The 11,918-nt window shown below is 39.2% G+C and carries 12 protein-coding genes; all 12 read left to right on the top strand.

Going from position 1 to position 11,918, the window contains the following annotated elements; all coding sequences use genetic code 11:
* The first annotated feature begins 34 nt into the window (after positions 1 to 34).
* The 12 genes from hisC to ypjB all read left to right on the top strand — a co-directional run bounded on the left by hisC (position 35) and on the right by ypjB (position 11,861).
* Positions 35 to 1,135 carry a histidinol-phosphate transaminase gene (gene hisC / locus AC1FXP_RS02510; protein ID WP_480058473.1) on the top strand — a complete coding sequence of 367 codons (1,101 nt, stop codon included), beginning with the start codon at positions 35 to 37 and terminating at the stop codon, positions 1,133 to 1,135.
* Between the two features lie 260 nt (positions 1,136 to 1,395).
* The gene (locus tag AC1FXP_RS02505) at positions 1,396 to 2,493 is read left to right on the top strand and encodes a prephenate dehydrogenase (RefSeq protein ID WP_480058471.1); all 1,098 of its coding nucleotides are present in this window, start codon (positions 1,396 to 1,398) and stop codon (positions 2,491 to 2,493) included.
* A 36-nt stretch (positions 2,494 to 2,529) separates the two neighbouring features.
* Positions 2,530 to 3,825, top strand: a complete 1,296-nt coding sequence (gene aroA / locus AC1FXP_RS02500) for a 3-phosphoshikimate 1-carboxyvinyltransferase (protein WP_480058469.1) — start codon at positions 2,530 to 2,532, stop codon at positions 3,823 to 3,825.
* Between the two features lie 435 nt (positions 3,826 to 4,260).
* On the top strand, positions 4,261 to 5,214 hold the full coding sequence (locus AC1FXP_RS02495) for a hypothetical protein (RefSeq protein WP_480058467.1): 954 nt from the start codon (positions 4,261 to 4,263) through the stop codon (positions 5,212 to 5,214).
* A 127-nt stretch (positions 5,215 to 5,341) separates the two neighbouring features.
* On the top strand, positions 5,342 to 6,592 hold the full coding sequence (locus AC1FXP_RS02490) for a tetratricopeptide repeat protein (protein ID WP_480058465.1): 1,251 nt from the start codon (positions 5,342 to 5,344) through the stop codon (positions 6,590 to 6,592).
* Positions 6,593 to 6,697: 105 nt separating this feature from the next.
* Entirely contained in the window at positions 6,698 to 7,243 is a 546-nt protein-coding gene (locus AC1FXP_RS02485) for a ReoY family proteolytic degradation factor (protein WP_480058464.1), read from the top strand.
* A 110-nt stretch (positions 7,244 to 7,353) separates the two neighbouring features.
* On the top strand, positions 7,354 to 7,815 hold the full coding sequence (locus AC1FXP_RS02480; RefSeq protein ID WP_480058462.1) for a YpiF family protein: 462 nt from the start codon (positions 7,354 to 7,356) through the stop codon (positions 7,813 to 7,815).
* A gap of 308 nt (positions 7,816 to 8,123) precedes the next feature.
* The gene (locus AC1FXP_RS02475) at positions 8,124 to 8,618 is read left to right on the top strand and encodes a Rieske (2Fe-2S) protein (protein WP_480058461.1); all 495 of its coding nucleotides are present in this window, start codon (positions 8,124 to 8,126) and stop codon (positions 8,616 to 8,618) included.
* Between the two features lie 15 nt (positions 8,619 to 8,633).
* Entirely contained in the window at positions 8,634 to 9,305 is a 672-nt protein-coding gene (qcrB, locus tag AC1FXP_RS02470) for a menaquinol-cytochrome c reductase cytochrome b subunit (protein ID WP_034628475.1), read from the top strand.
* A gap of 57 nt (positions 9,306 to 9,362) precedes the next feature.
* Complete coding sequence (locus AC1FXP_RS02465) at positions 9,363 to 10,145, top strand: c-type cytochrome (RefSeq protein WP_480058459.1); 783 nt, start codon at positions 9,363 to 9,365, stop codon at positions 10,143 to 10,145.
* A 253-nt stretch (positions 10,146 to 10,398) separates the two neighbouring features.
* The gene (gene lhaT / locus AC1FXP_RS02460; protein ID WP_480058457.1) at positions 10,399 to 10,998 is read left to right on the top strand and encodes a lipoprotein heptaprenylglyceryl N-acetyltransferase LhaT; all 600 of its coding nucleotides are present in this window, start codon (positions 10,399 to 10,401) and stop codon (positions 10,996 to 10,998) included.
* 74 nt (positions 10,999 to 11,072) lie between these two features.
* Complete coding sequence (gene ypjB, locus AC1FXP_RS02455; RefSeq protein ID WP_480058455.1) at positions 11,073 to 11,861, top strand: sporulation protein YpjB; 789 nt, start codon at positions 11,073 to 11,075, stop codon at positions 11,859 to 11,861.
* The last annotated feature ends 57 nt before the right edge of the window (positions 11,862 to 11,918 follow it).

Raw genomic sequence — 11,918 nt, 5'->3', positions numbered from 1 at the left:
GATAGAAGCATATTTTATAAGATGAGGTGCTACCATGAAAGCAAAACCACAATTACACGGTTTACCTTCGTACAAGCCAGGCAAACCTATAGAAGAAGTAAAAAGAGAATTAGGGTTGACGAAAGTTGTGAAGCTTGCTTCAAATGAAAATCCATATGGAGCTTCACCGAAAGCTGCAAAAGCGATTCAAGAAGCAGCGTCACAAACAGCGATTTATCCAGACGGATATGCAGCAGTGATTAGAGAAAAGGTTTCAGCTAAAATTGGTGTTGATGGGAATCAACTTGTGCTTGGGAACGGCTCAGACGAAGTTATTCAATTTTTATGTCGTGCATTTTTATCACCTGAGACAAATACCGTCACAGCTGATCCAACGTTTTCGCAGTACAAGCTAAACGCAACGATCGAAGGTGCTGAAGTTCGAGAAGTGCCATCAGTTGATGGTGTTCATGATTTGGATGCAATGTTAAATGCAATAGATGAGAATACTCGAATTGTTTGGGTGTGCAACCCTAACAATCCTTCAGGTACATATGTTGACGAAAAAGCATTTGTAAGCTTTTTAGAGCGAGTCCCTTCACATGTTCTTGTTGTTTCAGACGAAGCTTATTATGAATATGTTACGGCTAGTGACTACCCAGAAACTTTACCGTTATTGAAAAAGTACGATAATTTAATGGTGTTACGTACGTTTTCAAAGGCATACGGTTTAGCTGCATTACGAATTGGTTATGGAGTCGCTAATCCAGCGCTTATCTCTCTCATTGACCCTGTAAGACCGCCATTTAACAATACGACTTTTGCTCATGCAGCAGCAGTTGCAGCGCTTGAAGATGATGCATTTATCTCAACATGTGTTGAAAAAAATACAGAGGCTTTGAAACAGTTTGAGCAATTTTGTATGCAGCACGCTTTAAAATATTACCCATCGCAAACGAATTTTATCTTAATTGATTTTAACCTGCCGGGTGATGAGGTCTTTGACTTCTTACTAAAGAAAGGGTTCATCGTTCGATCAGGACAGGCACTTGGTTTCCCAACTTGCGTCCGAATTACTATTGGAACCGAAGAAGAGAATAAAGAGTTGTTCGCGGTTTTAGAAGAAATGTTAGCTTCAAAACCAGTCGGACAATAAGATGTTGAAGGAAAATCGTCTTTCATGATTGATGAGGGCACTGAAAAAGGCGTTTTTCTTTTTCTGTGCCCTCGAAGCAATGTGGCGAGTCATTGCTATTGGTTTGAGAAGTGTCTCACACCTAAAATGCTATGAGCGGGTTTCTCGTAGTGGACATCGCGGCTTAATCGAGGCATTGAAAAAGGATGGTTTGTACTTTTTTTGAGTGGCTTCATAAGTAATGAAGGGTGTTTTTTCTTAACAAGGGAAGGGAGCACAGCATGAAGCGAACGGTATTTGTCGTAGGACTTGGACTCATTGGTGGTTCTATTGCGCTTGCAATAAGAAAGGAACACGATGTTCATATTCGAGGCTACGATATTTCAGGAGAACAGTTAAAAGTAGCGTTATCATTAAAAGTCATTGATGAAGCGGCCACTTCATTAAGAGAAGGGGTTGAGGGAGCGGACTTAATCATTTTCGCTACACCGGTTTTAAAAACAGAGCAGTTAGTAGAAGAGATTGCACAGTTTTCATTGAAAGCTGGAGCGATTGTCACCGATGTTGGAAGCACGAAAGTACGTATTGTCGAAAAGGCTAAACATCTACAGGATAAAAAGGTGACGTTTATCGGTGGTCACCCAATGGCCGGTTCGCATAAAAGTGGTGTAGAGGCAGCAAGATCCCATTTATTTGAGAACGCCTTTTATATTTTAACGCCAGCAGAAGGAACTGATGTTCGTGCTTGCATTCAATTACAAAATTGGTTGAAAGGAACGAAAGCAACCTTTATTGAATTATCAGCTGAGCAGCATGACCGTTTAGCGGGAGCTATTAGTCATTTCCCACACGTTATCGCAGCGAGTCTCGTCCATCAAATCGCAAAAATTGAGGGAGAAGATCCACTTGTTTCGCGGTTAGCTGCAGGGGGCTTTAGAGATATTACACGTATTGCTTCATCCAATCCTACGATGTGGAGAGACATCCTATTACATAATAAGGATAGTTTATTGCAGCTACTTGAAGGTTGGACTCGCGAAATGGAATGTGTGAAAGCATTGATTGAAGAAGAAAGTGGAGAAGCTATATTTACATATTTTCAAGATGCGAAAGATTTTAGAGATGGACTACCGGTTCGAAAAAAAGGTGCGATCCCATCTTTTTATGACTTATTTGTTGATGTACCTGACCATCCTGGTGTAATTTCCGATGTTACAGGTATACTAGCTCAGCATCAAATAAGTTTAACGAATATTCGTATTTTAGAAACGCGTGAAGATATAATGGGGGTTCTAAGGCTAAGTTTTCGTTCTGAAGAAGACCGTGAGCGAGCTCAAATACATCTGCAACAAGAGATGTATGATACGTACATTATATAAATTGTGAAAATTTGAGATATTTTTAGGAGGAATATGATGAGTACTGCTATTGTGAAATATTCACATGTAGGATTAAATGGAACCATTCAAGTTCCTGGAGATAAGTCGATCTCCCATCGTGCTGTTATGTTTGGAGCGATCGCTGAAGGAACAACAACAGTGGAAGGTTTTTTGCCAGGAGAAGATTGTTTAAGTACGATCTCTTGCTTTCGTAAGTTAGGAGTTTCTATTAAACAAGAAGGAGAAAAAGTTACGATTGAGGGGCGAGGTTGGGATGGACTTACAGAACCAAGTGAAATTCTTGATGTAGGCAATTCTGGAACGACAACGCGGCTAATGCTAGGTATTTTGGCAACACGTCCGTTCCATTCAGTTATTATTGGAGACGATTCTATAGCAAAACGTCCAATGGCCCGTGTTACCGATCCATTGCGTGAAATGGGTTCTGTTATTGATGGACGACAAAAGGGGAACTTTACACCGCTTTCTATTCGAGGAGGGGCTACAAAAGGAATCCAATATCAATCAAAAGTTGCAAGTGCTCAAGTGAAATCAGCTATATTATTGGCTGGATTGCAAAGTGAAGGTGTTACATCCGTATCTGAACCAGCCTTATCTCGAGATCATACAGAAAGAATGCTTGAGGCTTATGGTGTTCAAGTGAAGCGCGATGGATTAACGGTCTCTGTAGAGGGAGGTCAAACGTTAAAAGCTCAACACATTGTTGTGCCTGGTGATATTTCATCTGCAGCATTTTTCTTAGTTGCTACTGCGATAGTTCCAAATAGTAATATTACGATCGAAGGCGTGGGATTGAATCCTACACGCTCGGGTATTATTGATGTGTTAGAGCAAATGGGGGCGAGCATGACGGTTCAAAATGAAAGAGTTGTTGGCGGAGAGCCAATTGCTGATATTACAATTTCTACATCAGCATTAAAAGGAATCGAGATTGGGGGAGACCTCATCCCGAGACTAATTGATGAAATTCCTGTTATTGCCGTATTAGCAAGCCAAGCAGAAGGGATAACAGTGATCCGTGATGCGGAAGAGTTAAAAGTAAAAGAAACCAATCGAATTGACACGGTCGTAAGTGAACTGACAAAGTTAGGTGCAAAGATTCAGGCGACTGATGATGGAATGATTATCGAAGGTCGAAGCTCTTTGAACGGTGCATCCGTAAGCAGTTTCGGTGATCACCGAATTGGAATGGCTTTAGCTGTTGCTGGTCTTATTACCGATGGAGATGTTGAAATAAGTCGTAGTGATTCAATTGCCGTATCATACCCAAACTTTTTTGATCATATTAAACAGCTTCAGCAAGACAAGTAGATAGACCTTAAAATAAGTATAACGATTGAATGACGTATGATTCCATCATACGTCATTTTTATGTTGAATCAGGTTTCCCGATTTAGAAGAGGTTGTTGAAAAAAACAGGGTGATGAAGAACAAAACAGCATAAGAAGAGCAAGGGAAATCCTTCATTAAGCTCATCTAAGGACAAGACTTCTAAAAAGAAAAAAATCCTCATCCGAAAACGTAAGCGTTTTCAAAATGAGGTCTTAGCAATATGCTAAAAATTGTATGGATAGGAGTGGAGAGAAACCATACGCTTACTATTTATTATAAACAGAAATAAAACAATGTCAATACAAAATTAAAAAATTCTGACATTCAATTATAAAAGAAAAAGAGTGTTTCAGTTCTCTTTTTTCATTTACGGTCATAGCTTGTCTATAACTAGTCATTGTAGGAGGAATGGTGATGTATTTATTAGACAAGGTTACGAAAATTGATGAAGAACGAAATCAATTACGGTCTTATTTAATAGAGGACGGTCAAATTAATTATGTCACAACTTCTTTTGATAAATGGAACAAACAAAGGATAGCTATGTCAGGGGTTTTGATGACAAATGGTCGTATTATGTATGATGACGAACTTCTTGCTTTTAAAGATTTTCAGGGGTTTCAAGATAGACAGAGCTATCTTATTAGAAAAGGTTGCACGGGAGTGGCTGTTGCTCCTAGTGTCCAATATGAACGAGAGATTGAAGCGGTTTTTAAACGAGCTAAACACTCAATGGCAAGTAGCACATTAGATTATGTTGTTGGCATGACGATCCCCTTTTCGTTATTGCGTCCAGCAGTCCTTCGAGTGTTTCAGCAGTTCCGGATTCCATTTGTGAGAGTGGAAATTCAGTCATTTCAACAGTTGAAAACCATACCTTGGACACATATATCCCAGACATTGCTAACCTATCCAACTGTGCTTATTCCTGTTATAGCTCCTTCATCAGATCGATTAGAAGCTGCATTGTTAAAGGAATGGATGGTTTATTGCTCGAACTTTCAAATTCACACAACAGATCCATTAGAAGTGCTTGCATGTTGGAAGAAGCCTTTGTTGCAAAAAGTTGGGCTGTATCCAAACAAAGGTACAATGCTTCAAGGCAGTGATGCCGATTATCTATTATTTATTGATGAAAGAGAAGATCATATTCATTCTATTGACCAAAAAGTTGCACGAGGAGGCGGGATTGTTTATTATGAAAAAGAACCTGTTGTAGTTGTCTTAAAAGGTGAAATTGTTAAAACGTATGAAGCAATTTCACTAAAGCCAGGCTACGGTCGTCTCATTGAAGTGATTCGGCCAGGGAGGTTCATGTCAATGCAAGATGTATCAGCTGATGTATATCAACAAGAAAATTACTTGTAATAAATTCTTTAGTGATTTACATTACCGTCATTCTTTGAATGATGGTTTCTTCTTTTTTTTAAAAGGGGATAAATTAAGAATGTCGAATGTAATTACGTAAGCTGGTGATTATGATGGGGGATATAAAATGAATGTACTTGAAAAGGCAATAAGTGCGATTGAAAGCGGAAGCGTAGAGCACGGATTAGAGCAATTAGCAAAACTTGAGGAAAATGCTGATCATCAATTAAAGCATGATATTGCTGAATTGTATCATGAATTAGGACACGTGGAGAAAGCGAAAAAAATAATTGATGAATTGTTGATGCTTTATCCTGATGAAGGAAGTCTTTATGCATTTGCAGCTGAACTATTAATCGATATGGACGAGGAAGACGAAGCCATTGAATTGTTGTTAGAAATTAAACAAGAAGATCCGGCTTATTTGCAAGCGCAGCTACTATTAGCTGATTTATATCAAATGCAATCACTTGATGAAGTGGCGGAACAGAAGTTGCTTTTAGCAGCTCAGGCTGCCCCTAATGAGACGATTATTTCTTATGGACTTGGGGAATTTTATTTAGAACGTGGGGACTACATAAAAAGCATTCCTTATTTAAAAAAAGCGGTACACGCAAGCGAACGATTACCGAATGTCCATGTTGAACTACTTTTAGCGGATGCTTATAGTGCCAGCGGTCAATTTGAGGATGCGTTAAAATATTACGAAAAAGGGTTGAAAAATCACCTTGATCCTAATGCTCTTTTTGGCTACGGATTTACGGCTTTTCAGTTAGGGGATATGATTTTAGCTATCGAGCAATTGGAAGCACTGATGGCTCTTGATCCTGATTACTCAAGCTTATATCCGTACTTGGCAAAAGCTTATGAAGCCGAAGGAAGGCTTGATGATGCATTTGAAACATTAGAGCGTGGCATGAAGGTTGATGAATTTAATGAATCACTTTATATCCATGCAGGAAAATTGAGTTTCAAGAAACAAAACCCTGTTGAAGGTGAAACGCTCCTGCGAAAAGTGATTGCTCTTAACCCATCAAATGTAGAAGCAGTCCAAACACTTGCTGCCTATCTTAAGCATACAGAATCATATGAAGAATTACTTGAACTCATGGAGCATATGCGTGAGTATGGAGAAGAAGACTCTCTCTATACTTGGTACTGGGCAACGGCTTTAAAAGAACAAGATGATTATGAAAAGGCATATGAAATGTACCGAGAAATTGAGGAAGTTTACCAAGACGATGTAGACTTCTTGGAGGAATACGGGTATTTCTTACTTGAATTCGGAATGAGAGATAAAGCCATTTCAAATTTTAAAAAGGTAATTGAGTATCAACCCGAAAGAGAAGATATTGTTGAACTACTTCAAAGTTTTTAGGAATTTCGATTTCTGAAAGGAAATTCAAAGAATTTAGCGAATACTAACATCATACAATCCATCAATTGAATAGTGATGAAAAGAAGGATGTAAGGAGGGTGAAGCGTGGGCAACATCATTCCAGTTGTAGATAAGAAGGAGTTTCTTAAGACCTTTTTGCAACAGTTTGAATTAAAAAGGCGTGAATGTGCATGGCTACTGAATTATTTAATGAGTGATGATGAGATAATGGAAAGAGTGCATTTTGTTGAACAGGCTACGCATACTCCAAAAGCGATGATAATCTCAGCAAAGGGAGTAGATAGCGTTCCGTTCTCTTTTCATAAAGAAAAGCACGTTACAACTGATGCAGAAAAAGCGTTTCATGATATTCGTTTAAATCAAACGGAGGACATTTATATCGAACTTCATTTTACTGGAGCAAGACAATACCCACCGTACCTAGTTGTTTTAGAAGAAAACCCGCATATTCCCGAGAATATAGAACTTGCAGTCGCTTTTCAAAAAGAGACGGAATGGTTATTAGACCGTGCATTAAAGTCATTTAAAAAGGAACAATTATTAGCAGACATTGACCGTGCACTTGATGAGCAGGATCAAGAACGTTTTAATCATTTAGTGATGGAACTTAAGCTATTAGAAGAAAGCTAAGAACGAGGGTGACTTTGACTTTCTCGTGCAGTAAGTTAGTTATATACTGTAGGAAGATTGTTAGAAAGTCACCCTTAAAAATGTGTGATGAATGTGGAAGGTGTGTACATATGAAATGGCAAGCAACTGAAATGGATACATATTTACAAGCGAAAGAATACGTAGATACAGCGATCATTCCGCTTATACCGTTATCATGGCAAAAAGAAGTAAAACAAACGGTAGCGATGGGTGAGTTTATTTCAATTATTACAAGTGAAGTAGAAAAACAATTTCACGGCAGAGTTGTCCAATTTCCGTCATTTGCTTATTTGAAATCAGAGAAGTTTGACAAGCGACTTGAGCGACTAAGTGAGTGGCAAGAGGAATTGCAAGCTGGAGGAATCAACCATATTGTTTACTTAACTTCTGATGGGGAGTGGAAAACGGTCGAAGGAGAATTAGATGGGATGTTATTGTGGATGCCAACGATTCCCCTTGAACATATGGATGCAAATTATAAGAAAGATGTTATAAGCGATCAAATGAAGCAGCTTATTCCTATTTTAACGAATCAGTGGCAAAATAAGTAAGCTGATTTCTTTCGATTACAATGTGAAGAAGGGAGTTATAACAAAAGGTTAAACTCAGACCTTTGGGATAACCCCTTCTTTTTTGAATTTCTTTATAGACAAGTTTTGATAAAGAATCAGAATCTGTTATGATAGTCAATGATGCTTTTCACACATATGCCCATAAAATTATGCCGAATTTGTGCCAGAATGCGGAAAATGTTGCGAATTCATTCGTGTTGTATTATCATGGGTATGTCCTAGTATAATATGTGCTTATTTTGTGCCCGTTTTTGGGTTTACCTTATTGTGTAAGGGGGGGAAAACAAGTGAGTGAAAAAGACCACAGAGTTTCACGACGACAATTTTTAACATACACACTTACAGGTGTTGGCGGCTTTATGGCAGCAGGTATGTTAATGCCAATGGCTCGATTTGCGCTTGATCCTGCGCTAAAAGCAGGTGCGGAGTCTGACCTGATTTATGTATGTGATGTGGACGAACTAACGGAAGAGCCACAAACATTCAGATTCTCATTTGAACAAGTTGATGCATGGTATGAATCTGAAGTGACTCGTGAAGCATTCATCTACATTCGTGATAATACGGTTACAGCTTTATCACCGACATGTACGCATTTAGGTTGTACAGTAGCATATGGAACGCAAGAACCTAACGAATTTTATTGTCCATGTCATTTCGGAAGGTTCGATAGAGATGGTATTAACGTTCCGGGTACACCTCCGCAACGTCCGCTAGACGCTTATGATGTCGTAGTGGAAGATGGAAGAGTATACTTAGGTCAAATTAATCAGCGAACATAAGGAGGGGCGTAATCGATGCTTCAAAAAATTTACGACTACGTTGATGAGCGTCTCGATATTACGCCAATGTGGCGCGATATTGCCGATCATGAAGTACCAGAGCATGTTAACCCGGCTCACCACTTCTCTGCGTTCGTGTACTGTTTCGGAGGATTAACATTCTTTATTACAGTAATTCAGATTTTATCTGGAATGTTCTTAACCATGTATTACGTACCAGATATAGTCAACGCTTATCAATCAGTAGCATACTTACAAAATGAAGTCGCTTTCGGTGTAATCGTTCGTGGTATGCACCATTGGGGCGCAAGTTTAGTTATTGTTATGATGTTTTTACACACTTTACGTGTCTTCTTTACGGGATCGTACAAGAAGCCTCGTGAATTAAACTGGGTAGTTGGTGTCCTTATTTTCTTTGTTATGCTTGCATTAGGAGTAACGGGTTACTTATTACCTTGGGATATGAAGGCATACTTCGCAACGGCGGTTGTACTTCAAATTGCTGAAAGTGTACCGATTGTTGGTGGATTTACAAAAACGTTGCTTGCCGGCGGTGAAATTATTGGTGCTGCTACACTTGCTCGTTTCTTTGCAATCCATGTCTTCTTCTTACCAGCAGCATTGCTTGGTTTGCTTGCGGCTCACTTCTACATGATCCGTAAACAAGGTATTTCTGGACCGTTGTAAGATTTACTAACTTACTACTATGCTAAAAAAGCTGACAATTGAAAAGGAGGGAACGAGATGGAACGTGGTAAAGGGATGAAGTTTGTCGGGGATTCTCGTGTCAAGGCAAACAATCGCAAACCCAATATTCCAAAGGATTATTCGGAATATCCAGGTAAGACAGAAGCGTTCTGGCCGAACTTCCTACTGAAAGAGTGGATGGTTGGTGCGGTATTTTTAATGGGTTACCTTCTCATTACGGTTGCTCACCCAGCACCTCTTGAGCGTATGGCTGATCCAACTGACGCTGGATATATTCCATTACCTGACTGGTACTTCTTATTCTTGTATCAGTTACTTAAATATCAATATGCATCAGGTGACTTTAATGTCATCGGTACGATCGTAATGCCAGGACTTGCATTTGGTGCACTTTTACTTGCTCCGTGGTTAGATACAGGGAAAGAGCGTCGTCCGTTTAGACGTCCGATTGCAACAAGTATGATGATGCTTGGTTTTATTTCTGTATTTTACTTAACTTGGGAGTCAGTTGACCAGCATGACTGGGAAGCTGCTGCTGAGCAGGGTGCAATTGTAGAAGAAGGTGACATCAATACAGACGTAGAGGGTTATGCTATATACTCTGCTCAAGCTTCATGTATTGGCTGTCATGGTGATACGATGACTGGTGGAGCTGGTGGTCCATCACTTCTAGATACAGAAAAATCTTCTGAAGAAGTAATGGATGTTATTATTAACGGTATTGGCTCCATGCCTGCTGGATTATTTGAAGGTACAGACGAAGAGCTTGAAATTCTTTCTGAATACATCGCAGCTCATGGTCAACCTGAAGATGAATAATAGAAAAAGCTGACTGCTACAGAGGGCGCTGAAAAAGGTGATTTTTCCTTTTTCAGCGCCCTCTAAGCAATGGACGAAGCCGTTGCAATAATTTAAAAAGCCTAATATGAGTGGGTTTCTCATAGAAGGCACGCAACGTGCGGAGTCATTGCTACAAATCGCGGCGCTGAAAAAGGTGATTTTTCCTTTTTCAGTGGCTTCCTGCTACAGTCAGCTTTTCTTTTCTTAAAATACATAAAAGGGTATGAACGCTATGGGAAAACAATTTGTTGAACGGTTTGGTCAAAAATGGGTGATCATATTGTTGTTACTTATCAATGTTCCTGGAACAATTTACGGTTATATATGGTATCAGGGTCAACTAGCAATGACGCCATCCCACTTTTTGTTGTTTGTTCCTGATAGTCCAACGGCAAGTTTATTTTTTATTTTTGTTTTAGTGGCGTTTTTAATGCGAAGGAATTGGCCGATTATTGAAGCATTAGCTGCAGTAACACTTATTAAATATGGCATTTGGGCGGTTGTTATGAATGTGGCTGCAGGATGGGCAGGGGATACGCTTGATTGGAAAAATTATATGTTAATTTTTTCTCATGCGGGGATGGCGTTGCAAGCTGTATTATATGCTCCTTATTTTAGGATAAAGCCACTTCACCTTGTTTTCGCAGCCGTTTGGACACTGCATAATGATATCATCGATTATGTCTTTATGATGCACCCATGGGTGTCAGCGCGACTCATGCCTGACATCGACTTGATTGGGTACTTCACCTTTTGGTTAAGTATCTTTTCAATTGCGATCGTTTACTTACTAAGTGTCAGAAGAAATCGATTAAAATTAGAAATTCAATGAGGGTTTGTCTCTCTTTCTTGGTCTACTCTTGTCCATTCTTTCATAGGATGTTAAGAGAAGAAGGAGGGACAAACATGCGTCAAGTAATCATGGCAATGGTTGCCGCACTCGTTTTAAGTTTTCCGATGAGTATTGAAGCAGATGAATCGACATCGCTACATACATGGAAAGAGTTAAATCACACATCAGACCAAATCCTTCAGTTAGTTAAACGAGAACAATTTGAAGAAGCTAAGCAATTGTTGGATTATTTTTCAATCACTTTCTTAGACGTTGATTTTCAACAGGAAGGAATAACGATGACTTCGTTACGAACAGTTACAGCCTCGTTTGAGGGGGCAGTTGAAGCTGTCACAGCTACAGATATGTCCATAGATCAACGAATCTATAAAGTGACAGCCTTTCGTCTAGCTGTTGATGCCTTGTCAAGTGAGCACCATCCACTATGGTTGCACACCGAAAAGCCAGTTTTGCATTCGTTAGCTACTATGAAAGAATCAGCTAAAGAAGGAGATAACCAAGCGTATCAACACCGCTTTAACGAATTTTTACGTCATTACGAAATGATTCGGCCTGCTTTATTTATAAATATTGAACCGCAAGAGTTGCAAAAAATTGATTCTCAAGTAACTTTTCTTGAACGTATGAGATCTGAAAGTCTAGATAAAGATAAGGTGTTCTCTCATATTGAAGTGATGGAAGCGGAGTGGACGAATCTTTATAACCGAGTAAAGGAAGATAGTGCAGATCCGTCCCTATGGTGGGTAATGTTTACAATTGGTGGGATGATTACAATGTCTCTATCATATGTAGGTTATAAAAAATACAAAGCAGAGAAACAAAAAGTTCGTGTGAAAGAATAAGGTTGTGACAAAATTGTGAGAACTGCTTGAAAACACTGTAAGGATAGGGTTTTTGTT

This window comes from Halalkalibacter sp. HAAS-P013, from assembly GCF_056619925.1.
The sequence above is the reverse complement of the archived record's forward strand: the minus strand, read 5'-3'. Positions and strand labels throughout refer to the sequence as shown.